General features: G+C 59.0%; 21 protein-coding genes and 1 pseudogene. 4 read left to right on the forward strand and 18 right to left on the reverse strand.

All coding sequences use genetic code 11. From position 1 onward, the window contains the following. Positions 1-4: 4 nt before the first annotated feature. The 8 genes and pseudogenes from NKH42_RS15765 to NKH42_RS15800 form a co-directional block, all read right to left on the reverse strand. Entirely contained in the window at positions 5-967 is a 963-nt protein-coding gene (locus NKH42_RS15765; protein WP_352483784.1) for a LysR family transcriptional regulator, read from the reverse strand. A gap of 67 nt (positions 968-1034) precedes the next feature. Beyond that, complete coding sequence (locus NKH42_RS15770) at positions 1035-1823, reverse strand: ABC transporter permease (protein ID WP_352494954.1); 789 nt, start codon at positions 1821-1823, stop codon at positions 1035-1037. A gap of 3 nt (positions 1824-1826) precedes the next feature. Next, positions 1827-2738 (reverse strand): nodulation factor ABC transporter ATP-binding protein NodI, encoded by a 912-nt coding sequence (gene nodI, locus NKH42_RS15775; protein WP_023719311.1) that lies wholly within the window; start codon positions 2736-2738, stop codon positions 1827-1829. 43 nt (positions 2739-2781) lie between these two features. Next, positions 2782-3027, reverse strand: a pseudogene (locus NKH42_RS15780) (carbamoyltransferase N-terminal domain-containing protein); the annotation flags it as partial. Positions 3028-3062: 35 nt separating this feature from the next. Then, positions 3063-3659, reverse strand: coding sequence for a nodulation methyltransferase NodS (gene nodS / locus NKH42_RS15785; RefSeq protein WP_031194123.1), 597 nt, complete (start codon positions 3657-3659; stop codon positions 3063-3065). An 80-nt stretch (positions 3660-3739) separates the two neighbouring features. After that, positions 3740-5065, reverse strand: coding sequence for a chitooligosaccharide synthase NodC (gene nodC, locus NKH42_RS15790; RefSeq protein WP_352494955.1), 1326 nt, complete (start codon positions 5063-5065; stop codon positions 3740-3742). A 14-nt stretch (positions 5066-5079) separates the two neighbouring features. Further along, positions 5080-5739, reverse strand: coding sequence for a chitooligosaccharide deacetylase NodB (gene nodB, locus NKH42_RS15795; RefSeq protein ID WP_352704242.1), 660 nt, complete (start codon positions 5737-5739; stop codon positions 5080-5082). Then, complete coding sequence (locus NKH42_RS15800) at positions 5736-6329, reverse strand: NodA family N-acyltransferase (protein WP_352615318.1); 594 nt, start codon at positions 6327-6329, stop codon at positions 5736-5738. Before NKH42_RS15800 ends, nodB begins: the two co-directional genes overlap by 4 nt. Positions 6330-6597: 268 nt before the next feature. Here NKH42_RS15800 and NKH42_RS15805 point away from each other — a divergent pair, with 268 nt between their 5' ends. Next, a complete protein-coding gene (locus tag NKH42_RS15805) occupies positions 6598-7527 on the forward strand; it encodes a LysR family transcriptional regulator (protein WP_352457033.1) in 930 nt (309 codons plus the stop codon). 579 nt (positions 7528-8106) lie between these two features. On the opposite strand, the gene NKH42_RS15810 is transcribed toward NKH42_RS15805, so the two are convergent. The 3 genes from NKH42_RS15810 to NKH42_RS15820 all read right to left on the reverse strand — a co-directional run bounded on the left by NKH42_RS15810 (position 8107) and on the right by NKH42_RS15820 (position 11033). Next, entirely contained in the window at positions 8107-9138 is a 1032-nt protein-coding gene (locus tag NKH42_RS15810) for a LacI family DNA-binding transcriptional regulator (RefSeq protein WP_352704244.1), read from the reverse strand. Between the two features lie 302 nt (positions 9139-9440). After that, on the reverse strand, positions 9441-10769 hold the full coding sequence (locus NKH42_RS15815) for a dicarboxylate/amino acid:cation symporter (RefSeq protein ID WP_352615322.1): 1329 nt from the start codon (positions 10767-10769) through the stop codon (positions 9441-9443). A 54-nt stretch (positions 10770-10823) separates the two neighbouring features. Continuing rightward, the gene (locus NKH42_RS15820) at positions 10824-11033 is read right to left on the reverse strand and encodes a hypothetical protein (protein ID WP_352704246.1); all 210 of its coding nucleotides are present in this window, start codon (positions 11031-11033) and stop codon (positions 10824-10826) included. Positions 11034-11768: 735 nt separating this feature from the next. On the opposite strand from NKH42_RS15820, the gene nifA reads away from it, so the two are divergent. The 3 genes from nifA (at position 11769) to NKH42_RS15835 (ending at position 16051) form a co-directional block, all read left to right on the forward strand. Next, positions 11769-13541 carry a nif-specific transcriptional activator NifA gene (gene nifA / locus NKH42_RS15825; RefSeq protein WP_502906425.1) on the forward strand — a complete coding sequence of 591 codons (1773 nt, stop codon included), beginning with the start codon at positions 11769-11771 and terminating at the stop codon, positions 13539-13541. 238 nt (positions 13542-13779) lie between these two features. Further along, positions 13780-14919, forward strand: a complete 1140-nt coding sequence (hisC, locus tag NKH42_RS15830) for a histidinol-phosphate transaminase (RefSeq protein ID WP_352974229.1) — start codon at positions 13780-13782, stop codon at positions 14917-14919. 91 nt (positions 14920-15010) lie between these two features. Then, complete coding sequence (locus NKH42_RS15835; RefSeq protein ID WP_023678254.1) at positions 15011-16051, forward strand: LLM class flavin-dependent oxidoreductase; 1041 nt, start codon at positions 15011-15013, stop codon at positions 16049-16051. 604 nt (positions 16052-16655) lie between these two features. On the opposite strand, the gene NKH42_RS15840 is transcribed toward NKH42_RS15835, so the two are convergent. From NKH42_RS15840 to nifB, 7 genes are all read right to left on the reverse strand, one after another. Then, complete coding sequence (locus NKH42_RS15840; protein ID WP_352974231.1) at positions 16656-18551, reverse strand: ABC transporter ATP-binding protein; 1896 nt, start codon at positions 18549-18551, stop codon at positions 16656-16658. Continuing rightward, complete coding sequence (locus NKH42_RS15845; protein ID WP_352974232.1) at positions 18551-20419, reverse strand: ABC transporter ATP-binding protein; 1869 nt, start codon at positions 20417-20419, stop codon at positions 18551-18553. The genes NKH42_RS15840 and NKH42_RS15845 overlap by 1 nt, the downstream gene beginning before the upstream one ends. 73 nt (positions 20420-20492) lie before the next feature. Then, entirely contained in the window at positions 20493-21398 is a 906-nt protein-coding gene (locus NKH42_RS15850; RefSeq protein WP_352974233.1) for an SIR2 family NAD-dependent protein deacylase, read from the reverse strand. A gap of 36 nt (positions 21399-21434) precedes the next feature. Continuing rightward, positions 21435-21647 (reverse strand): putative nitrogen fixation protein NifT, encoded by a 213-nt coding sequence (gene nifT / locus NKH42_RS15855; protein ID WP_352457024.1) that lies wholly within the window; start codon positions 21645-21647, stop codon positions 21435-21437. Beyond that, complete coding sequence (locus NKH42_RS15860) at positions 21644-21964, reverse strand: nitrogen fixation protein NifZ (RefSeq protein WP_352450751.1); 321 nt, start codon at positions 21962-21964, stop codon at positions 21644-21646. Before NKH42_RS15860 ends, nifT begins: the two co-directional genes overlap by 4 nt. A 99-nt stretch (positions 21965-22063) precedes the next feature. After that, positions 22064-22258 (reverse strand): 4Fe-4S dicluster domain-containing protein, encoded by a 195-nt coding sequence (locus NKH42_RS15865; RefSeq protein WP_023678248.1) that lies wholly within the window; start codon positions 22256-22258, stop codon positions 22064-22066. A gap of 32 nt (positions 22259-22290) precedes the next feature. Next, positions 22291-23769 carry a nitrogenase cofactor biosynthesis protein NifB gene (nifB, locus tag NKH42_RS15870; RefSeq protein WP_352974234.1) on the reverse strand — a complete coding sequence of 493 codons (1479 nt, stop codon included), beginning with the start codon at positions 23767-23769 and terminating at the stop codon, positions 22291-22293. Positions 23770-23837: the final 68 nt, after the last annotated feature.

Raw genomic sequence — 23837 nt, forward strand, 5'->3', positions numbered from 1 at the left:
CCTCTCATAACCGAGGGGTCGTCGGCCGACAACTGAGACGTCCGGTGCTCTTAGGCGGGGTAATCATACGAGATGCCTCCTGCAACATCATTTCCCGCATCCATAGGCTTGCCGGATCATTATTGTGAAGCGCAGGCCATTGGACGGCCTCCGTGAATGCGGCAGGAAGTGGCGGCGGAAGTTCGACAATCCGCAGGGGTGTTAATTTTGCGAAATGCTGCGCCAGCCGTAAGGGCATTGTCCCGATGCGGTTGGTGCCTGATAGAAGGGGCGGGATCATGCTAAAGCCCTGTACGACGACCTCGATACGTCTCTCGAAACCGTTCTCGAGCAAATACCATTCCTCGATGGAGGGCTGCCGGGTGTCCCCGAATTTAAGCACAACCTGCCCCATCGACAAGTATCGGTCGAATGTAAGTGGCTCTGACAGCTGCTTGTTCGTGCCGCAGCCTACGCATACGAGCATATCTTCGAACAGGGCTGCGCGAGGATGTTTCGACATGAACACTTCGGGCATAATCAGAAAATCAACGTCGCCGCGCCGGAGAAGCTCCTCGGGGTCGTCGGAAATAAGCAGACATTCGAAGCGGACGGCGGGAGCTTCCCGCGCAGCACGCTTTACGATCTTCTTAAAAAATACGAGCGTGAGGTAATCGGAAAGGATGATGCGGAAGCGACGATCCGATCGGGCCGGGTTAAAGGCGTCCCAGGAAATAATCGACAGCTGGATGTGCAGCAATGCGTCCCGGACTGCTGTGGCGAGCCCCTCCGCGCGTGGTGTCAAAATGAGTTCGCGGCCGTTCATCGTAAATAGCTCATCGCTGAAATAGGCGCGTAACCGACCGACGGCGGCGCTCATGGCCGGCTGACTCAGGTTAATACTGCGGGCCGCGGCGGTGACTTTACGCTCCCTGATCAAAGCGTCCAGCACAACCAGGAGATTTAGATCGAGTCCCTTAAAACGCATGTATTGACCTATCCGACGCGTGGATGGGTATCGCCCAAAGAATCAATTTTACGAATGGTGAGTAGCGTCAACGCATCAGCCGACGACGAAATAGAGCAACCGATAGGAAGAACGGCAAAACCGTGTATATGCAAAGCGCGCCGATATGCAGGCCCATGCTGCCGGCCGGACGGCCAAGCATCGCCGGACGAATGAGGTCAATTGCATGTGCGAGCGGCAACAAGGAGGCGACGTCCTGAAAAGTGCCGGGCAATTGGTTGACCGGAAACATCGCGCCGCAAAGGAACAGCATGGGTGTTATAACAAGCGTATTATAAAATATGAAATATTCATAACTGGGCGCAAGCGCCGTGACGACCATCGCTAGACTCGCGAAGGCGAGGCCACTGAGAGCGATGACTGGCAGCAAGCAGAGGATGGATGGCCACGATGTGTAGCCGAGCGTGGTGGCAACAACAGTGATTGCTGTGCCCGCCATCAGGGCCTTGGTGGCTGCCCACGCCAATTCGCCGAGTAAGATATCGCCAAGCGTCAGCTGAGTGCATAACATTCCTTCCCAGGTGCGCTGGTTGTCCATGCGGCCGAAACTCCCGTAAACCGTTTCAGCAGTCGCCGATGCCATCGCGCTTGTGGCAACCATGCCAGCCGCGAGAAACGCAATGTACGACGTGCCCTCAATAGGACCTATCATTGTTCCGATGCCAAAGCCGAGACCGAACAGATAGATCATCGGATCGGCGAGGTTGCCGAGAACCGATGCAAGCCCGATTTTCTTCCATCCAAGATAGTTGCGGCGCCAAACCGCGACCCAATTCCACGCATTGGCGGGCATGGCCGCCGCATAACGTTCGCCCATTGTTCAGTCCTCCATCTCGCGCCCGGTTAGCCGCAAGAACACATCCTCGAGATTGGGGGGACGCTGCAGAAGGCGCAGACCCGCGCGCCCGCGTAGCTGCACCAGCACCTGCTCCGGATCGGGTGCATAGCAAAAAAGCGTCTCACCGCTCACCTCGATGCGCTGTGCGTACGGCCGGATCAGCGCACCCAGTTCATGCGGATTGCCGCCGTAGACCTCGACCACGTCACAGCCGATCTGCTCGTCAATGAGTGCGGACGGGCGGCCTTCGGCGATCTTGCGCCCCTCCTCCATAACGCACAGCCGATCGCACAGCCGCTCGGCCTCTTCCATGAAATGGGTAGTCAAAAGAATAGTCTTGCCCCGCGCCAGCAGCGATCGCAGCCGTTCCCAGATCAGGTGGCGGGCCTGCGGATCGAGGCCGGTGGTCGGCTCGTCCATCACCAGCAAGTGCGGGTCATTGATCAGCGCACGCGCGAGCGTCAGGCGCCGCTTCATGCCGCCGGACAGTTCGGCGACGCGCGCATCCGCTTTGTTCTCGAGGCGGGCGAACTCAAGCAGCGATGGTATGACCGCTTCGATCTGGCGTCTGCTCATCCGGAAGTAGCGCCCGAACACCAACAGGTTCTCGCGTACAGTGAACGCGGTATCAAGATTGTCGAACTGCGGGACCACGCCGATGCGCATACGTGCCAAACGCGCGCGCGCCGGCACTGGAGCGCCGAGCACAGTAATCTTCCCCGCATCAGGCGATGTCATGCCGAGGACCATACGCGCAATCGTGCTTTTGCCCGCACCGTTCGGTCCCAGGAGCCCGAAGCATTCCCCCGCCGCAACGCGGAACGACAGTCTGTCGACAACGAGCTTGTCATAAGTTTTGCTTACGTCAGTAAGATCGATCGCTACCATGGACATGGGTTCATTTTACCGAGAGGGACGCCAAGACTGGCGGTTGCTTGGTTGCCTGCCGGACCTGAAACTGTGACTCGTCTTCGCCATCCCAGCCGTCGATAACGAACTGATCGACATCACAAGGATTTAGCCCCTGTTCCGCCAAAGCGGCGACAATTGCGTCGAGATTATCGATGGTTTGATAACGCGGATTGTTGTGCCGCTTTTCCTGCTCAACGCAGAAGACGAGCCGTCCATCCTCGACAAGGGCGATCGCCCCATCATGGGTCAGCTTGGTACCACAGATGCGCATAGTGTCTCCACGTTAACGGCGATAGATTCGATTGATCAGGAAGCGGAAAGCGGGTTCCGGAAACGGACGAGCAAGCAGTCTTCGTTGACCGACTCGCCCCGACACTCAAGACGCTCTACCTCGATCAACGTTTCGTTCAGCATGGCGATGACCGGCTCAGCACCAGCGGCGTGACCCCAGCGACGGCAATTAGCATCCCTTGCCGATCCGAAGATCAGATGCCCGCCTGGCGCAAGCACCCGCACCAGGTTTTTGACGGCCGCGCGCATCTCGGCTATGTCTTCGAGGTAGTATAGGACCTCCGCCACAACGATCAGGTCAAACAACTCGTCGGTCGAAAACTGTTGAACATCGGAGACTATCCAGTTGATGCGCGACGGCTCCTTTATCCGTTGACGTGCTCGAGCAATCGCTTGCGCCACGACATCGATGACGGTGAGCCCTTGGCAGTTGGGAGCTAATTTTTCCGTGAATGCGCCGGCAGCGCACCCGACTTCGAGGGCATTTGTAATGGAGCCTTGGGCAAGCGCCAGCTGGAGCATTTGCGTGTGGCGCTCCCGCTCGAACGGATTGCCGTCGAGGCGCCACGGATCGTCTGCGGCCAATTCCCGATCGAGCAACTGATGATTCATGTTCTGGGTCAAACTCGTCCACCTCTCGTCCACCTAGGTAATTAGCGATCACTCGTCGCCGCAGATGTTGCTCGACAGCGCTAATCCCGAAGAATCCGCGCAAGATTGAGCCTGCGAAGCGGAGCCGCATGCGGTGAGAATTCTGCCCTGCTTGATCCAGTGATCGGAGTTTGGGTGGGGGCCTGTTTTCCCCCAGTGTTCGATGTAGGGACAGCAGAGCTTCGCGACAGCCAATCGCTATTGCTCAATGTACACAGCGCGTAGGCCTTCAAGGGAAGTAAGAGAAAGATGTTGATGAACGTGTGCAGGGAAAAGCCCAGAAATCGAAACTGTCGAGCACGAAATGCTACCACGCTGCATCGGAGCATGGTCATGGACACAATCATCAGTCCTGTCCACCAAGGCACAGTGCCTGTCAGTGCGAAATGTGCGAGGCCCGTTAGTACCGATAGGGCGAGGAGTAGCGGCCCGAGATTCTGTCCGACCACGTCCAACGTGAGATAGCTATTGAGGCCGGGCAGCAAGCGCAGCCCAAGCAGCGTGTCCCGGAATGTGCTTCGTGCCCAACGGAGTTGTTGGCGCAGATACGGTCCGAGTCTGTTCGGAACGACTGTGGCCGCGATGGCGCCCGGAACGTACTCGGTTCGAAAGCCTGCTTTCAGCATGAGGATAGTGAGATGGCGATCCTCCCCGAAGTCGCTTGGCTTGCCCCGAAAAAATTGCGACTCGTACTGGTCCAGTAACAAAAGGAGCGCAGACCGGCGGTACATGGCACATGGGCCGCAACAGCACATAACGGCACCGAAGCGAGCCTGTGCCGCGCGCTCCTCGTTGCAAGCCAGCCAGTACTCCATGTCTATCAGCCTTGTCAGCCAGCTCTCGCTCCGGTTACTGGCAATCAACTGACCCATGACTGCGCCGACCGCTGGATCTCGCATCTTCGGTACAAGCTTGGTGATGACGTCGGGCGCGAGTATCGTGTCTGAATCAACGTTAAGCACCAAATCCCCGGATGAGCGGCGTATCGCGGCGATCTGCGCCTTGCGCTTTCCAACATTCTCGGGAAGCAAAATGATGTCGAACCTAGGGTCGCGCGCGTAGGTTTCGTGGACAGTTCCTACGGCTTCGCGATTTCCAGAACCGTCATCAACCACATAGACCCGAAGTCTTCCGGCGTATTCTTGGTCTGCAATGGACGCCAGGCACTCTGAAAGCGTGCGCGGATCCTCGTTGAAGCAGGGGACGATGACATCCACGCTGGGCAGTTGATCGGAGCCGACGAGATCCTCCAACGCCGATGAGTCGTTTGTCGGCAGAGCATAAATCCCCTGCATGCTCTTATAAGCAGTCGAGAGCAGTGCATAAAGCGAAATGGCCACAGTGCTGGTTGTACCAAGAAGAGTCATGGGATCTCGTTTGTTCAGTGATGTTGAGGAAGTGAGCGGATTACAAATCCGCGCTCATGAAGTGCTGGAATCAGCCGGGACAGCGCCGTGACCGTCTGGTCGCGCAGACCGGCGTGAGCGCCCTGGCTCAACTCGCCGGGAGGGCATCCGTCGTGCAAGAGTACGATTGCGCCCGGCCGGACAGAGGCGAGCACGGTATCGATAATCGCGTCGGCCCCAGGGCGAGACCAATCTCGAGGGTCGACGGACCAATGGAGGGCCGTCAGCCCGGCGATCTGTGACGCTGTGAAGACTTCTTCGCTCCAGGCCCCGTAGGGCGCGCGAATATAGCGCACCGAGGCCTGAGGGCACGCCCTCATGATGGCGCCGTTCGCTTCAAAGATCTCACGTTGCACTTCGCCGAAGCCGCATTTGTACAGATCCGGATGAGTCATCGTGTGGTTGCCTAGCTCGTGCCCTTCTGCAAACATTCGTTGGATTAGATCCGGGTGCTCTAAGGCGTAGGCGCCGATGACGAAGAAACTCGCCGGCACCCGCTGCTCTGCCAACACATCCAGAATCTCCGGTGTGAAAAGTGGATTGGGACCGTCGTCAAACGTCAGATAAACGCTGCGACGGCCGGTGCCGTCAGAGCACTCACGGCGCACTTCGTACAAGCAATCGGGACGGCTCATAGCTCTGGTCCGTTCCGATCGATCATCGTGCCCGTGGGCCATTCGCTGATCGGCCGTCCAACTGGCAGAACAATGGTGAGTGCGTCATCGATGCGTGTGGGCGGCAGGTCGAGGCGCGCCTCTGGTCGGGTGGAGCGCACGCGAATTCCCGACAAAACGGCCATAGGGCTGTATCGCCGCCCGAACCTCTCAACATGATTCCGCAGCGCGTCCCGGACGGTTCCGAAAGCGAATGGAACGCCAAGCTCCTGCAGTATTGGAAGCATGACATGGATTGAATGGGCGATTCCGAGACCCTCAAGATCCGGACGTACCCCGTACAGGCCCAGCTCAGCCACCAACAGATCGACCGCGTCAACCTTGATGAAACGGCGCAGTATGCCCATGTGAGCCGCTACACCGCTCGAATCATAGGCGATTGCGCGGAGTTCAGGCCTGGCTCCGGCCCAGCTTCGACTACCTTCGAACGGTTCTGCGTTGGACGCCCCAGTCGGCCCGTAGGTATTACGAAAGAACTGGGCGAGCTCGACGTGGTCCGAGAGCTGCAACTCGTTTTCCCAGCACAATTTCCACTGCACCTGAGGGCGCATTCAGGACCTCTCTTCAAAATAGTTTCTTGCGGGCCGCATTACCCGGCCAAAGCGGCGGCGTTGTTGGCTGCACTCAACCGTTGTCGTTAGCGAAGGTGAGCCAGCCGGTGGGGCTCGCCAGTGAGCTCTCTCGATGTTCCCGCCCGTGTCGCGGCGCCGTCGATTTGAGCTTGACGTCGGTCATTTACGTTCCTCTAATGCATGGTTCGTAAATTCGTAAAATTGATTGTTTAGATGATGCCCATCCACACGCTGGATAGATCAGGATATGCGGTTTAAGGGGCTGGATCTGAATCTCCTCGTTGTGCTGGACGCTCTGATCAGGGAGCGTAAAGTCACTGCCGCGGCCAACAGTATTAACCTGAGCCAGCCGGCCATGAGCGCCGCCGTCGCTCGGTTACGCGCCTACTTCAGCAATGAGCTATTTACGATGAACGGCCGCGAGCTCATTTTGACACCGCGCGCGGAGGGGCTTGCCCCAGCAGTCCGGGACGCATTGCTGCACATCCAGCTATCGATTATTTCCTCCGACGCCTTTAACCCAGCCCAATCGGATCGTCTCTTCCGAATCATGCTTTCCGATTACCTCACGCTCGTGCTTTTTAAGAGGATCGTAGAGCGTACTGCGCGGGAAGCTCCCGCCGTCCGCTTCGAATGTCTGCCTATTTGCGACGACCCCGAGGAGCTTCTCCGGCGCGGCGACGTTGATTTTCTGATTATGCCGGAAGTGTTCATGTCGAAACATCCTCGCGCAGCCCTGTTCGAAGATATGCTCGTATGCGTAGGCTGCGGCACGAACAAGCAGCTGTCAGAGCCACTTACATTCGAGCGATACTTGTCGATGGGGCATGTCGTGCTCAAATTCAGGCACACCCGGCAGCCCACCATGGAGGAGTGGTATTTGCTCGAGCACGGTTTCGAGAGACGTATCGAGGTCGTCGTACAGGGCTTTAGCCTGATCGCGCCCGTCCTATCAGGCACCAACCGCATCGGGACCATGCCCTTACGGCTGGCGCAGCATTTCGCAAAAACAACACCCCTGCGGATTGTCGGACTTCCGCCGCCACTTCCTCATCCCGCATTCACCGAGGCCGTCCAATGGCCTGCGCTTCACAATACTGATCCGGCAAGCCTGTGGATGCGGGAAATGATGTTGCAGGAGGCATCTCGCCTGGCGCCTTTGCTTGAAAGCTATTGAGCGTCTCGGGCTTCCTGGAGGCGGTCGCGATCGCGTAGGAGCGGTTGCCATTCGGGCGTCAGGCCTTTGGCTCGGCAGAGCGGCGCAGTTCCTTGCTGAGTACGAGGGCCAGGAACGAGCAGAACACATGCCCGGGTTGGTGCTGAGTTGACTGCCGCCTCCGATTTCGCGTGCGAAGTCCCAGAAGATGTCTAGCCCCACTCAAATGCCAACTTTGCCGGCCTTGCCGCGGCTTTTCACGCGCGGCCAGGCGAGGAGATGCCGGTCGACGAGGTCAATCCCAATGGACTGTGCCGGCCTCGCTCGGCTACTGGCGTGAGGCATCCTTGACGACACCGCCCTGCACCGACAACGTCGAGATGTTGGCAATGAAGCCGGTCGCGATTGACGCTGCGGATGTAGGCAATTTACCTCGCGCTTCCGCCTGAACGCGTGGCCGATCCGTTCACCCAATTGGCTTCATCCTGGGCCGCGGCTGAGGCCTGTGGGGTGCGGCTACCCCGCGTGGATGGAATCATCAATCAACTTTCTCTCATTTATGAAATGAAACTTCCCCGCTTACGATAGAAGCCATCAGTTTCATATATTTTCCGGCAGATGAATGTCGAACGGCAGAAATGTCTGTCCTGGTGTTTGAGCAGTGCCGGTCTCGATAGCCCGCGTCATCAGCGTTATCAGCTCCTGGGAAAGCCGGCGCATTGGCGTGGCGACCGCCATCGTGATGATGTTATCAGCGAGTGCCGCCCGAGATTCCGGCGTGATTTCATTCACGATCGCGACGAGATCGCGACTTTTACCCTCTTCCCGGACCGCGGAGATGGCGCCCTCCATGCCGCCCCCGGCGACATAGAAGCCGACGAGCTCGGGTTCCCGCTGCATGAGATTAAGCGTTGCCTCGTAGGTGACCTGCCGTTTCTCCAGGTTCACGAGCGGATCGAGCACCTCGAACGTCGGCGCGTTCTCACGGCAATAGGAGCGAAAGCCGACGTCACGGAGCTCGTGCCCCTGGAAACGATGGCTGCCGACAAACACCGCCACCTTGCCGGGCCGTTTTGCGACCTTGGACACCATCCAAGCGGCCGTGCGCCCCACCTTGCGGTTGTTGAGGCCGATATAGCCCTGTCGCACGCCGGCGGCGAAGTCGGAAAGCAGCGAGAAAACGGGAATGCCTTTGGCCTTGAGGTCCTCAACCGCTGCTGTAATTTTTGGGTGGTCCGGTGCCACCATCGCGATCGCATGGCAGCGTGCGCCCAAATCCTTGAGCGGTGCGATTAGGTCGCTCGGCATATGTGACGGGGCGAATTGGATGAGCGGAATGCCGTGGAAGGACTGGGCCAAATTGACCGACGCTTCGACCTCGCGCGCAAAGTCTTGGTAGAAATGCTGGGCCGGTTTTCTCAAGATGAAGCCCAGACGGTAGCACGGTAGGTCTCGCCGCAAGCGCTGCTTGATGAGCCCGGCAGCATGATAGCCGATCGCGTGGGCGGCGTCGTGGACCCGCCGCGCGGTCTCCTCGCGCACCGGATGGCGGGCGTTCAGAACCCGATCGACCGTTGCTACGCTGACTCGGGATTCGCGGGCGAGATCGGCAATTGTGGGGCGCTTGGTCATGGGTCCTATTCTGATTGGTTTTTGACGCAGGCTGGCTCTCTGTCACCTAGCGCGATTCGACAATGGTTTCGGGTGGGCAAAGTGAAGACGCCCGCATACTGAATGATCGACAGCGTATTGGACTACTCCAGACGTAGACCGGCCGGGTATAACGGAAGGTTCATTCGCTTAGGGCGGCGATGATTTGCACTCACACATTTAGCGCTTCTGATACATGGTCCGTGAGGCGCCGTTTAGAGCCTGCGAGTCGATCGTTCAGGTCATGTGACCAGCTTGGCGAAGCCGGTCGCGGTGCGTCGCCCTTACTCGGCGGAGGATAGCCGGTTTGATGCCTCGGCAAGCTGATGACCGCAGAAGGCGGCTTTCATCTGCGCTTGGTCCAATTCTCCTTCCCAGCGGGCGACGACGAGGGATGCCACTGCGTTACCAACGCAATTCGTCAACGCCCGGCATTCGGACATGAAGCGGTCGATGCCGAGTATCAGGGCCATCCCAGCAACGGGAACACTCGGAACTACGGCGAGCGTAGCAGCCAGGGTGATGAAGCCCGCACCTGTCACACCTGCAGCGCCCTTGGAGGAAAGCATCGCAACGAGCAGCAGCAGCACCTGATCGCCGATTGACAGATCGGTGTTCGTCGCCTGCGCGATGAAGAGGGCCGCCAGGGTCATGTAGATATTCGTGCCGTCCAGATTGAACGAATATCCGGCCGGGATGACGAGACCCACAACCGAACGCCTGGCGCCCGCCTTCTCCATCTTCTGCATGAGCGAGGGGAGCGCGGCCTCCGAGGAGGACGTTGCGAGGACAAGCAGCAGCTCTTCCTTGATGTAGCGAATGAGAGAACAGATCGAAAAGCCGTTGTAGCGGCAGACCGCGCCGAGAACCCCGAACACGAAGAGGAAGGCGGTGAAATAGAACGTCGCGACCAGCATCGCGAGGTTGACGACCGAACCGATGCCATATCTGCCGATGGTGAAGGCCATTGCGCCGAAAGCGCCGATCGGCGCGGCTTTCATCAGAATGCCGACGAGCTTGAAGACAGGCGCGATGAGCGCCTGAAGGAAGGAAACGACAGGCTTGCCCGTCTCTCCGGCCATCGCGAGCGCCATGCCGAACAGAACCGAGAAGAACAGCACCTGCAGGATGTCGCCTTCCGCGAAGGCGCCGACTATCGTTGGCGGGATGATGTTCATCAGGAAGCCGGTGACCGACTGCTCGTGGGCCTTTGCGGCGTAGGTATTCACGGCCTGGACATCGAGCGAGGCCGGATCGATGTTGAGGCCGGCGCCAGGCTGGACGACATTGGCGACGATCAGGCCGACGATCAGCGCGAGCGTCGAGAAGGTGAGGAAATAGACCATTGCCTTGCCGGCGACCCGGCCGACCTTGTGAAGATCGTTCATGCCGGCAATGCCGGTCGCAATTGTCAGGAAGATGACAGGCGCGATGATCATCTTGACCAGCTTGATGAAGGCATCACCCAGCGGCTTCAGGCTCTCGCCGGTCCCCGGATAGAAATAGCCAATTGCGACGCCGAGCGCGATGGCGGCAAGCACCTGCGCGTAAAGCTTGGCATAGAAGGGTTTGCGGGGCGCGGGACTCGCGCCGCGGACTTGTGCAGCTGACACTGTTTCTCTCTCCCTGACCGGATCGAGGTGGCGTGACTTCTCCCGGGCTTCTCCCTATCGCGGCGCTCCGGTCGAACGCTGCACCAACGCCGCCGCAATACCCATGCCAAATGGATCCGCATGACCTGAACTGACGTTGGGCTCGCCAATGATGGGATGAGTCCGGTGGCACAAGACGGGAATGACAAGGCCGCCGTCCAGCACGCGCTTGATGTTCTCCGGCAGATTGCCGGTCGATCTCTCTGGCTTGCGGTTTTGCTGCACATCGTGGTGGGCTCCTCGGTTTGCCGACTTTGGGAAGGGCCGCATCGCTGGCACCAGAGCGGAGAATTGCCGTGTTCTTTGCCGCGCTGCCGCTGCAGCGACAGCTTGAAAGCGACGTCGAGACGTAGGGACTGACGCCGCTGGTGCTGACCGCGACGATGCGGTTCAGAAGTTCCGAGCACCGCCGAGAAAGCCGCGCTCGACCGCCACCTTCGCGCCTTCACACGCGACGCCGCCGCCTTAACTGCGTCATCAATATCGAGGAAATGGCGGTTGCCGCGACCGACCAGTGTCGTCGGCAGTGATTATCGCTCCCGCCCCTGGTTCGCAGGCGCTGGTGACTGGCACGGCCCGGCAACTCGGCGCGGTCAGCCGCTCGGGCACCGCATCGCCGGCGCCGTATTTCTGTCGTTCAACATCGCCGACAAAAATTAGAACTGATGAATTCTATCATAGGCCGCGAGGTTTCCTTTCACGAATGAAAGAAAGCTCGATTGACTATCCCGCCTCGCTCCAGTCTTTTGAAAATCAACGTGTGGTTGCCCCCGTGCAAGCCGAGAACGTGGCCAAGCTTCGTGGAGGGAGAGCCAAGCGATGCGTCAGGGGTCGACCCGCTTTTCACTCGACCACACGGCGGTGGCACGAGTTCACGTCAGAGCATTTTCGCGCTTGCCCGCGACGTCGCGGGCGCACATGCCGCCGGCATGCATTTCATGGCGCGAGATCGAGGATCATATGCACCACAACATTCCCAAATCAGAACAAAATGCCAGCGAGTGCCGCATTTCGCTTCCGGATGCGAAAAGGGCTTACCCAAAGTCCGAGATGAACACCGCGGTCCCTTTTGTGCCATCGCACGAGCACGCGCTTACCGGCATCTTCGAAATATCGAAAGTACTCACCAACCCCGCCCGGCTCGAAGTCACGTTGGCCAAGGTCGTCGATCTCCTGCCCTCGTTTGTGCAGATGCGGCACGGCATCATCGCTCTCTTCGACGCTGAGGGCGTACTGGACATCACCGTAGTCACCGGCTCCGACGAGAACAGCGATGAGCGCTCCCGGATGCGCCTGCCGCGCAAGGCAATCGATCTGATTGTGACGACGGACACGCCGCTCGTCGCCGAGAACATAGCGGTGCATTCGGCCTTCACTGCCGCTGACATAGAGGTGCTTGGGGCCTCCGACACCGTGTCCTTCATCGGCGTTCCCATTCGTGTTGATGGGAACGCCGTAGGCACGCTGACTATCGATCGCGCCTTGGACAGCAGGTCAACGTATCGGCTCGATTATGATGTCCGGTTGCTCACCATGATAGCCAACATGGTGGGACAGACAGTCAAGTTGCACCGCTTCTCCGCGGGCGACCGCGAACGACCGACGGAGGTGGAAGATGGGCTGCAAACGCAATTCTCTGATGTCAAGCACCCTGCACCGCAGCGCAAGAAGGTTCACGTCAAGGGAATGATTGGCGATAGTCCGGCGCTAAGCGCGCTGCTCGAGAAGATCGCAGTTGTAGCTAAGGCAAAGACCACGGTTCTGTTGCGAGGCGAATCCGGTACCGGGAAGGAGCTGGTCGCCAAGGCAATTCACGAGTTGTCGCCGCGCGCCAAGCGGCCCTTCATCAAACTCAATTGTGCAGCGCTGCCAGAGACAGTCCTGGAATCCGAATTGTTCGGTCATGAGAAGGGTGCCTTCACAAGCGCGTTCAATTCCCGCAAGGGTCGCTTTGAGCTCGCCGACAAGGGGACGTTGTTTCTGGATGAGATCGGCGAGATCTCGGCCTCCTTCCAGGCAAAGCTACTACGCGTGCTGCAGGAGCAGGAGTTTGAGCGCGTCGGCAGCAACCAGACCATCAAGGTCGACGTTCGCGTGATTGCCGCCACGAACAGGAACCTTGAAGAGGCGGTTGCAAGGAATGAGTTCCGCGCCGACCTATATTATCGCATCAACGTGGTTCCCTTGCTGGTGCCGGCATTACGCCAAAGGCGCAGCGATATTCCGCTCCTCGCAGCTGAGTTTCTCAAGAATTTCAACGATGAGAACGGCCGTACGCTGACCTTCGATCCGCGTGCGATTGAAGTACTGATGAAATGTGAATTTCCCGGCAACATTCGCGAGCTTGAAAATTGCGTGCACCGGACAGCGATCCTGGCGGAGGGACGATCAATCGGGAGAAACGACTTTGCGTGCTCCCACGACCAATGCTTTGCCGAGGCGCTGCGGAAGAGCAGATCGGGCAAGGCCGCGCTGCAACCAGCGCCAATCCTCCCAGAGGCAGTGAATCCGGCCACGCCGCCGGATGCGGCCGCTCATTCGGCCGCCACCACAGTCCCGCCTGCCGGAGCAACCCACTCATTGGGCGCGAGGACCACCGACGCCGAGCGCGTCATTGCTGCCATGGAAAGATGTGGCTGGGTGCAGGCAAAGGCGGCGCGCCTGCTTGGACTGACCCCGCGCCAGATTGGCTACGTGCTGAGGAAATACGGCATCGAGGTCAAGCGTCTGTGAAAGCATGACTCAGGCGGATTAGCTGAGACCGCTTAGCGGCTTGGCCCGCGCAGGGATGCAGATCCGCGTCCGCGTCAAGTCGATCTGACCGAGGACAGCCTGGCCGAATTCCCGTCGTGGCAGCCGGCGTTGCGACCATCTTGTGAAAGGCGACGCTGCCATCGTCAATCCGTCCGCCATGTTGCTCTCGTTGCGAGCTCATACGGATGCCCCTGTGCGACTGAAACGGAGATAAAATATGTCCGATGCAAAACTGCAAGCTGTGCTTTCGTCTCTTCCGCAAGGGACGCGACAGTTAGATGCTCTGCCGTCCAACGGACCAGCGCCGGACAAAAGTTTTGTCAAGCTGAATACGAATGAGAACCCGTTTCCGTTGCCGCCAATCATAATGCAAAGTGCAGTGGCGGCCCTCAATCGCCAGTATCTGTATCCGGACGACGATAACATCAGCTTGAGGGAAGCAGCGTCCAGTACCTATGGCGTATCCACGGATCAGGTCATCGCAGGCAACGGGTCGTCTGAACTGCTCGGACTCATCTACAGAGCTTTCCTCGCCCCTGGCGACAAGGTGGCGATGATATCGCCAGGGTTTTCGTTCAACCGCAAACTTGCCATGTTGCATGGTGCTGAGTTTCTCGAGATCGGATGTCAAACTCATTCGCTGCCAATGGAGCAATTGCTTTCCGGTCCGGCAAAAGACGCCAAGTTCATTCTGGTGGCCAATCCAAACAATCCGACCGGAACATTCCTCTCGATAAGCAATATCGAACGCCTCGTGGCACAATCGGATCGCCTGGTCGTCCTTGATGAGGCCTACGTCGACTTTGCACCCGATCACGGGCTGCGCCTCATCAACCGTTATTCGAACCTTCTGATCTTGAGAACATTTTCGAAGAGCTATGCCGCCGCCGGCATTCGCGTCGGTTTCGGTTTCGGTCACCCTGAGATTATTGGCAGGCTGCGCAACATCCAGAACGTCTTCAACATGAACGTGATCGGGCATGCGGTTGGTATCAGCGTGCTTGCGCATCGCGGCGCCTACGCAGAGAACCACAAGCACATCAGACATGAACGACAGCGAGTGAGAGCCGCACTGTCGCAACTTGGATTTTCCGTAACGCCCTCCCACGCAAATTTCTTGCTAGCCCGTGTGCCAGCGGGACAGGACGGCTCATGGTGGCAAGCAGCCTTGGAAAGTCAAAAGATACTCGTTGCCTACTTTCCGGACAATGGTTTGGAACATTGCATCCGCGTCAGCATCGGCACAAAAGAGCAATTGGATGCATTTCTTGCTGCCGCTCGCGATATAGTTGGAAGCTTAAGCATACCAAGCACCACAGGCAGGGGGGCGTCAGGCTCTGCTCGTTCGGTACGCTGACGCTAATCCGATATCACACATTGCTATCTTTAGACTTGCTTGGTCACCCAAGCACGACAACATTTTTCTTTAAAATCGGGGACAATATCGAGTGACAAACGTCTTTCCTTCAAACCTAGCCTTCGGCATCTTCGATCATCTGGACGAGGACGGCCTCGATATCGCCCGGCAGTACGAAGATCGCCTGATATTAGCAGAGGCGTGCGATCAGCTAGGGTTCTATGCCTATCATCTCGCAGAGCACCACTGTACCCCCCATGGGAGAGGTCCATCGCCGAATCTGTTCTTATCGAGCGTCGCCCAGCGCACCCGGCGCCTGCGTCTCGGACCCTTGGTGATGCTGCTTGCGCTTTATCATCCGCTGCGTGCGTTCGAAGAGATCTGTATGCTGGACCAGTTGAGCGGTGGCAGGCTCGAACTGGGCATAGGGCGCGGTGCTCTCCCGATCGAATTGGGTTACTTCGGGATTGGTGCGGACGCGGTGCCGGGCCGCTATGCGGAAGCCAGCGAAATTCTTGTTGAAATACTTGTTAATGCCATGAAGGTTGGCACGCTGTGCTATCAAGGCCGCCATTTTGAGCTCAATGACGTTCCTTTGACGCTAAGACCTCATCAGCGTCCACATCCGCCGACATGGGTCGCCGCCAATCGACCCGAGTCCGCAGCCTGGGCCGCTGCGAATGGAGCAAATATCGCGTGTGTAGGACCTTCCTCTTCTGTTCGCAAAACTACTGATGCGTTCCGCGCCTATCAAGAGGACAACACTGGCGCGGGCGATCGAGCGCCATTTATTGGATTGCTCCGCATGGTCGTGGTTGGGCGTTGTGACACACATGCCTATTCGCTCGCGGCACCTGCTTACGAAAGATGGCTCAAGAGCTTCCAATTCCTTTACGAGCTTAACGCTATCCCCACTCCACCCAACCTGCCGCTGACCTTCGATGCGGCAGTCGAGAGTGAATTGTGCGTGGTAGGATCAGCAGCGTCTGTGCGAGAAGCTCTGCTCAGTCAGTTGGAAGAGGCAGGTGCTAACTACCTTCTTTGTCAACTGGCATTTGGGAATCTGCCGCTAGATGCTTCCCTATACACCGCGACGACCATTCAATCCGAAATCATGGCTCGACTTGGCTGACCATGAAATTCGCGGTCTGATCCGAAGGTAAATCGTTGTAACAGCGCTCCCTCACATTGCTCGAGCGTGCACGTGGTGGGGATTGGGAAATCGTGAGGGAGGCCAAACTGACGACGAACCGGGGGCACAGATTGCCGGGTTTGTGCGTTGGCCGGTATCTGGGCACGGTGTGAGACTGCACGATCCTAAGGAGATGATGGCCGAGCGCGCCACCGTGCCGGCACGCATCTGCTCGTCGCGCTCGCGCTAGTCATTGCCCATAGCCGGCCGCAGAGGTTCTTCTCGACCGGGGCGGCGCCGGTGGCGGCTCCCGCATCCAGCTTCATCAGCGGCTCGGCGGTAGCAAAGCCGTCACTCGCTACGGCGCTGTTGAGGGCGCGCTCGCGAGCGGCTTTGCTACGCCGAGCGACACCACCTGGAGCGAGTTCGCCCGATGTCGCGGCGTGCACCGCGGTCGGATAACGACGCTGGAGGAAATCGTTCGCAGCCGGTCTTCACGATCCGCGCGAGTGCTTTGCATGAATGCTGCCTGCTTCCTCGTCTGCGGCGGCCTGAGTGTCCGGCACGCCCGAGTCAATGCCATTACCACAAGGCCGCCAAGACGTCAGGTCTGGGAGCCGGCTTGTACGGTCGTATCGTGTTCTGGAATATCGTCGAAGGAGGCGTAGTTGAGATTGTAGAGTTTGGAATACAGGCCCCCCATGGCTATTAGCTGATCGTGGTTGCCAGTCGCAATAACTTGGCCATTCTGAAGCACGATGATGCGGTCGGCACCCCGGATCGTGGCAAGACGGTGGGCGATGACGAGGCCAGTGCGCCCTTCAAGCAGCTTTATCAGAGCCTTCTGGATCTGCATTTCCGTGTAGCTGTCGATGTTGGCGGTAGCTTCGTCGAGCACGAGGATCTTGGCGTCGGCGACGAGGGCGCGGGCGAAACTGATAAGCTGGCGCTGGCCAAGAGATAAGTTGTCGCCGCGTTCGCCAAGTTGGGTCTCATACCCGTCGGCGAGGCTCATTATGAAGTCGTGGGCGCCGACCGCCTTGGCGGCCTCGATCACCTTGTCGCGCGTGGCTTCCGTCTTGTGGTATCGAATGTTCTCGAAGACCGTCCCGGTGAACAGGAACGGCTCCTGCAGCACCATGGCGACCTGGCGGCCGAGCGATTCCTGGGTGAGATCGCGCACATCATGTCCGCCGACCAGCACTTGGCCCTGCTGAACATCATAGAAGCGGTGGACCAGGGCCATCGCGCTCGATTTGCCAGAACCGCTCGGCCCGACCAGTGCGACCGTCTCGCCGGGATTGACCCGGAAGGAGACATTTTTCAGCACCGAACGGTTCGGATTGTAGCCGAAGGTGACGTCCCTGAACTCGACCGAGCCGTCCATTTCGGGCGAAAGCACCTCGGCATTGGGTTTGTCCTGAATATCGATCTTGACGTCGAGCACATCGGTCAGGCGCTTGCCTGAGGCCATCGCGCGCTGCATGATCGAATACTGCAGGGTGAGTGAGCGGATCGGGTCAAAGAAGCGCTGGATGTAAAATAGGTAGGCAACCAATACGCCCACATCTATGCGGCCATTCATGACCATCGAGCCGCCGACCACAATAACGGCGGCCATGGCGAGGCCGGTGAGGCCATCGACGATAGGCACCATGACCAGTGCATATTTGGCAGCGATCAGGTGGGTCCTGAGGTTGGCATGGGCCTTGTCGTCAAATAGAATGGAATTCACCTGCTGGCGGTCCATGGACTGGACGGTGCGCACGCCGTGAATGGCTTCGGCCAGCGCGCCGTTGACGACGGAATTAGTCTCGTGTGCAGCCATGAAGGCGTAGCGGGCACGCGGCAGCCAGAAAATGCGGACGATCACCAGGACCGGCAGAACCGAGAGCGTCAGGAGGCCGAGGCGGAAGTCGAGCCACAGCATTACGAAAACGATGCCGAAGAGAAGCGCAACATCGCCTACAGAATATACCGAGGTTTCGAGGAATTCCTGTATTGAGTTGACGTCGCCTTGCAGGCGCGACATGAGGCGTCCTACCTCGGTCTTGTCCATGAAGGAGAGCGAAACCTTCTGCAGATGGCCAAACATGGCGCGGCGGATGTCGAACAGGACAGTTTCGGCCACTTTCCCAACCACGGTTTCCTGCATGTAGCCGGCAGCGAAATTGACCAAAATCGCCAAAACGAACGCGCCGACGGCCGCAAGCTGGGCTGAGCGATCGGTCCTTGCCGGGTTGATGCCCTGGTCGATCGCGTAGCGGATGATCAACGGGATGAGAAGCTGCGTCCCGGTGAAGATCAGCATTGCTGCAATGGTGATGACTACCCTGGCCCGATAGGGACGGACGAACGTCCAGATGCGCCGGAGGATGCTCTTGTCGAAAGCCCGGCCGAACATCTCCTCCTCGATGCGGTGCGAGCCGACAACGGCGCGCGGAGGGCGTCTGCCGTCGTCACGTTCGGCTTCGAGTTCGCCGGCGCGGCCCTGCGCCATCAGCGGGCGCCCCCATACTGGGTCATAATGTCATCACCCGGGCGCGTCTGGAGATCGTAAAGGGCCCTGTAGCGTCCCCGCTTCGCCAAAAGCTCTTGATGCGTGCCGCGTTCTACGATTTCGCCGTTATCGACAAAAAGGATCTGATCGGCGTGCATAAGCGCACTCAGCCGGTGCGCGATGATGATCGTCACCCGATCCTTGGCGAAGCGCCGCATCGCCGCGCGGATGCGCTGCTCGGTGCCGGCATCGATCGCCGCCGTTGAGTCGTCGAAAACGACGACGGAGGGGCGCAGCATCATGGTGCGAGCAATCGTGAGACGCTGGCGTTGGCCGCCAGAGAGAGAGACGCCGCGTTCGCCCACGACCGTCTCGTAGCCTGCTGGGAGCCCGAGGATGTAGTTGTGGAGCTGGGCGAATTCGCCAGCGCGTTCGATTCGCTGTCTCTTCGCCCAGGGATCGCCATAAGCGATGTTGTTCTCGATCGTAGTGGTGAATAGGAATGCATCCTGCTGTACGACGGCGACCGCCTTGCGAAGCGTCGCGAGGGTGACATTGCGTATGTCCTGGCCGTCCAGCGTGATGGCGCCACCGGTCACGTCATAAAAGCGGGGGACCAGATGAGCTATCGTCGATTTGCCCGAACCCGGCGGACCGACGATCGCGATCGTCTCGCCTCTACGGGCCTCAAAGCTGAGGTTCTTCAGAATGGCGCGGTTTTCGGCGCTGGGGTAGGCAAACGAGACATTGTGGAAGCGCAGAGTGCCGTCGCTTATCTCGAGCGGTCTGGCCTCGAGAGCATCCCTGATTGTGATCTCCTGGTCGAGGAGACCGAAAAGCCGCGAACCGCAGCTAGAAGCGCGGGCAAAGGCATTGACCATGAGGCCGATCTGGCGGACTGGCATTTGCAGGATTGTCATGAAGGTCAGGAAGGTCGCCACCGTTCCGACGCTTATCTCGCCAGCGACGAGCTTGCTGCCACCGATCCAGAGCACCAATCCCATTGCGAAAAAGAAGGACAAGGTCATCGCCGACGTGCTGGGCACGTAGATGTCAACTCGGTCGTGGGCGAGGTCGAGCGCGTTCTTGGAAGCGCCGTCGAACTTCAGCATCTCATAGGCTTGAGCCGCAAAAGCGCGGACCACGCGGATGCCTGCGAGATTTTCCTCCATCACGCGGCTTAGTACTGAAAGCCGCTCATGCAGGTCGAGCCAGGTGGCGCGCAGCCTAAGCTGTGTGGCCGATGAGCGCCAGGCGACAAAAGGCACGAAGCTCAGCGCGACCAGGCCGAGCATGGGATCTGTCGAGATCATCATGTAGGCGCCGATCCCGATCAGCATGGTGAGCAGGAGCACGCGAACGAGCGCGGTGGAAAAATACATCCGCACGCCTTGGAGATCGAGCATTCCGATGGTGATCAGATCGCCTGAATGGACCCGGTCGTGAAAGGAAAAGCTGAGACGCTGGATCTTGTCGTAGTAGGCGAGCCGCAGTTCGTACGCGACATGATGCCCGACGGCTTCGCCAAAATAGTTCTGCGCCATCGTGAAAAGGCCGCGTAGCGCGCTGACGGCGAGCAGCAGGAGAGCAGGGGTCCAGAGCGCTTGTCCTGCCGCGGTCCCCGCGACACCGCCCCCGATGGCTGTCTGGGTCAGGTCGACGGCCCGGCCGAGAAGCTGGGGAATGAGCAACTGGAGGATTGCCGCCAGGACCGTCGAGCCCATAGCGAAGGCGACCTGCCAGGGGTGCCGCAAATTCATACGCGTGATGCGCAACAGCGTACTCAAATCCCGGCCCCAGCGCGCCGCTTCCAGATGGGTCAACGAATTCAGAGCGTTCGTTGCGCTGCCGATAGCATCACTGCTCACGGGTGTATTCCCGACTGCATTTTGCGCCTTCGAGGCAAGCCGAAGGACCAATCATCAAAGGGGCCCGCCATTGTTAATCCTGTCCACCACCTGCAGCAGGGCGCGTTCCTATAAGCCGAGCCGCGGCTTCACTTACTGGCATGTCGATCACCGTGATTCCGCTTGCCGCAAGGAAACGCGCTTCGTTTCTGGTCAGCGTTTCCGCGTCCATTACCGCGCAATATGGACCTTGGGAGCGCTTCATGATCTGCCTGGCGTAGGTGCGCAGCATCTGATCGTTGAAGCGGCAGCCAACGAAGAAAAATCCACGGGTGATGCGCCGTTCCTTCACCACGTCTGGGATCGGTGTCTGGATATCGATTTCGGTCAGGACTTCGACATAGTCGGAATCTGCGACGAGAAAGTTTTGCGCCGGGCTAATACTCCCGTGAGGTGTATAGAGAACCGTCTTTGCCCCCGATCGGGGGTCGAGTTCCCTCCCGGACAAATCGTAGGTTTTCGTCCAAATGTTACCGATTTCGTTCGCCCGCGTGACGCCTTGTATCTCAACGACGTCCGTTCGGCCGGTTTCTACGAGAGCCGTGCGCATCGCGCCGTCGTACCAGCTGTCGACGATGAGGGAGAGCGGCAGCCTTGCGAGCCAGGCGTGGAGGAGGGTGGGCGCCACCGGCGCTGCGAATATGTCGGTCATCCAAGCTTGAAGCGTCCGGCGATGCCGGCGCTGTTCGATGAACTGCGCAACCGACCACATATTGGTGCGGATCCTGGAAGGGGCTGGCGCCCGTGCATTGAGTGCCGCGGCAACGACCTCCGGCGTATGCGGCACAGGCGGTTCCGCACAGTTGAACCCAAGAAGACCCGGACCGAGATAGGGGATCACCTGATCGGCGGCGAGCGCTTCCTTCGCCAGGTCAAGCAGCTTTTCGGCAAAACTGTCCCGTACGATGACCAGGTGGCCCGATGTCAGGATCGTGTTCATGCTCGTTCCTCGCGACGCACCTATCAAGGGGCAGCATCAGTCCTCTTCGGAAACCTTCTTTGCCTCGACGGTGATCGGCAGACGCGTATCCCGTGGAAGATCGGGTAGGAGGAGCCGCCACCCGTTCCTGAGCGTCACAGTTCCGCCCCACAACTCTTCCTTCTCGAGCTTGATGATCGGCTCTTCGAGGTCCTTCTTCGGGACATACGCCGACAAGCCAGCATCGGTCCTGCGGATCATGACTTTCATCTGGCCGTCCCTTCATTGGTATTGCTATCAGCACTGCAGGGCACCTCGGCTTTGTCGAGGCTCATCAGTTCACGCGCTCGCATGCCGACGACTGTGCCACGGTCGATCCATTCGACCGCATAGATGAAGAACTGCTGGAGAAAGGTGCCAATGTCGCGCACATATCCCTCGTCGCCCTTCCGCACGAGATTTTCGCCGATCTCCCTGCCAGGATAGGTGCCGTCATTTTTTATGTGGCGAGTGGCACGTACCCGCTCTCCCGGCATGAATCGTGGAGGCCTGCGGATTTCGACCTCCTCTTCGCGTCCGAGCGACATGTCCGTTCCCTGATTTCTCTTGAGGCTGCAGATTGTGAACAAGGGCGTTCCAGGCGTCCTGCGAAGGCATCCCCGACCATGTCGGCAGCCCAATGTTCGTCACGCAGGAACGCAGGTCTTCGGCACCGGGCATACCGAGGCACATTGCTGCGCATCGAAGACCCCCTCGCACTCGGTGCACTTTTGCGGCTCGATCACATAGCTCTCGCCTTTGAACTTGATCGCGCCGGAGGGACACTCGAATTCGCAGGCGCCGCATTGGGTGCATTGGGATGCGATGATCTTGAAAGCCATTTTAACTCCTGGTCCGAATGGATGAGACGCGCTCAGGCCGTCGCCGCGAGTGCGGGGGTCCCAGAGGCGGCCGCGTAAATCGCGCTGATTGCGGTCTCGATATAGTCGTGGGCATATGCGTCGGTGCCTTGGATTCCAGCGTCGGCGAGCTGATCCTGCGGGCAGTTTCCGATCTTGGCGCACAGCACGACATCTATGCCCTCAAGCGCAGCGATGACGCCATCCAGGGCGGCTTCTCCGCCCCAGCCGCCGAGACAATACTGCTCGACCTTGCGATGCCCGACAAAGCTGATCCCTCTCGGCGAGGCTTGATAAACCTGGAATTCCTTCGCATGGCCGAAATGTTCATTGACGCGGCCGCCGCCCTTGGTCGCCACTGCGAAGAGAAGGGACTTGCCGGGGCTCGCTGCCTTGACCAATCCGATCGCTTCTCTCCTAGCCGCTACGTGATCACGGCGCTCCTCCGCGACCAGCTCCCGATAGGCCTTGCGATTGCTGGCATCGTAGGTGACCTCGCCGGGAATTCGGTCGACTGTGAATTCCTGGCCACGATCCTCACCGAGCAGGCCGACGGCATCTGCCCGGCACTGCCGGCAGTGGCGCATCAACTGGGCGCCGCCTTCGACACGATCCTGAAGAGCCTTCATCTCCATTGCGTTTGGGCCGCGTTGCCCGCTCAGTCCGTAGTGCGTGCCGTGCGCCGGGTCCGAAATCAGCGGCATGAGGTTGTGCAGGAACGCGCCTCGCTCCTTGACCCATCTATTCACCTCGATCAGATGCTCATCGTTCACGCCGGGGATCATCACCGAATTGATTTTGGTGAGGATGCCGCGCGCGGTCAGCATCTCCAGACCCAACATCTGCCGCTCGTGCAGGATCCGGGCGGCTTCGATGCCGACGTAGCGGCGATGGTCGTAAAAGATCCAAGGATAGATCTTTGCACCGACCTCAGGGTCGACCATGTTGATGGTGATCGTCACGTGATCGACATTCATGTCGGCAAGCTCATCGACATGGTCCGGCAGCGCGAGCCCATTTGTGGAGATGCAAAACTTGATGTCTGGGATTTCCCTGGCGACTCGTTCGAACGTTGCCTTCGTCTTCTTCCAGTCGTAACAGGCATCGCCAGGTCCGGCGATGCCGAGCACGGAAAGCTGCGGCACCTCGTTGGCGACCGCGATCACCTTGCGTAGCGCCTGGTCGGGCGTCAGCTTTTCGGAGACCACCCCAGGCCGGCTTTCGTTGGCGCAGTCATATTTGCGATTGCAGTAGTTGCACTGGATATTGCAGCCGGGCGCGACCGCGACGTGCATGCGCGCGAAATAGTGATGCGCCTCTTCTGAAAAGCAGGGGTGATCCTTGATCTTCTCCCAGATAGCCGGATCCGTGTCGTCCGGCTTTATCGACGAGCCGCAGGACGAAGACGCGCAGCCACCGGCTTTCACGGTGGCAAGCAACTGGTCACCGAATGTCGTGCTGAGGCTCTCAAGCGAAATTGCCGGTGCGGACATCGAACGGCTCCGTTGCTGGGTGAATGTCGCAGTTCAAACCGCAAGAGCTATGCCAGCTCAAAGAGCGG

This window comes from Mesorhizobium sp. M1142 (genome assembly GCF_040318565.1).
In the GTDB taxonomy this organism is placed as follows: domain Bacteria; phylum Pseudomonadota; class Alphaproteobacteria; order Rhizobiales; family Rhizobiaceae; genus Mesorhizobium.

Coding starts and splice junctions, on each gene's coding strand:
- nodB (WP_352704242.1), bottom strand. CDS start 5,739: ATGAGCCGTCCCGATTGCTTGTACGAAGTGCGCCGTGAGTGCTCTGAC.
- NKH42_RS15800 (WP_352615318.1), bottom strand. CDS start 6,329: ATGCGCCCTCAGGTGCAGTGGAAATTGTGCTGGGAAAACGAGTTGCAG.
- nodC (WP_352494955.1), bottom strand. CDS start 5,065: ATGACTCTTCTTGGTACAACCAGCACTGTGGCCATTTCGCTTTATGCA.
- NKH42_RS15860 (WP_352450751.1), bottom strand. CDS start 21,964: ATGTCGCTCGGACGCGAAGAGGAGGTCGAAATCCGCAGGCCTCCACGA.
- nifA (WP_502906425.1), top strand. CDS start 11,769: ATGCACCACAACATTCCCAAATCAGAACAAAATGCCAGCGAGTGCCGC.
- NKH42_RS15805 (WP_352457033.1), top strand. CDS start 6,598: ATGCGGTTTAAGGGGCTGGATCTGAATCTCCTCGTTGTGCTGGACGCT.
- NKH42_RS15865 (WP_023678248.1), bottom strand. CDS start 22,258: ATGGCTTTCAAGATCATCGCATCCCAATGCACCCAATGCGGCGCCTGC.
- nifT (WP_352457024.1), bottom strand. CDS start 21,647: ATGAAAGTCATGATCCGCAGGACCGATGCTGGCTTGTCGGCGTATGTC.
- NKH42_RS15850 (WP_352974233.1), bottom strand. CDS start 21,398: ATGAACACGATCCTGACATCGGGCCACCTGGTCATCGTACGGGACAGT.
- hisC (WP_352974229.1), top strand. CDS start 13,780: ATGTCCGATGCAAAACTGCAAGCTGTGCTTTCGTCTCTTCCGCAAGGG.
- NKH42_RS15770 (WP_352494954.1), bottom strand. CDS start 1,823: ATGGGCGAACGTTATGCGGCGGCCATGCCCGCCAATGCGTGGAATTGG.
- NKH42_RS15765 (WP_352483784.1), bottom strand. CDS start 967: ATGCGTTTTAAGGGACTCGATCTAAATCTCCTGGTTGTGCTGGACGCT.
- nodI (WP_023719311.1), bottom strand. CDS start 2,738: ATGTCCATGGTAGCGATCGATCTTACTGACGTAAGCAAAACTTATGAC.
- nifB (WP_352974234.1), bottom strand. CDS start 23,769: ATGTCCGCACCGGCAATTTCGCTTGAGAGCCTCAGCACGACATTCGGT.
- nodS (WP_031194123.1), bottom strand. CDS start 3,659: ATGAATCATCAGTTGCTCGATCGGGAATTGGCCGCAGACGATCCGTGG.
- NKH42_RS15840 (WP_352974231.1), bottom strand. CDS start 18,551: ATGGCGCAGGGCCGCGCCGGCGAACTCGAAGCCGAACGTGACGACGGC.
- NKH42_RS15810 (WP_352704244.1), bottom strand. CDS start 9,138: ATGACCAAGCGCCCCACAATTGCCGATCTCGCCCGCGAATCCCGAGTC.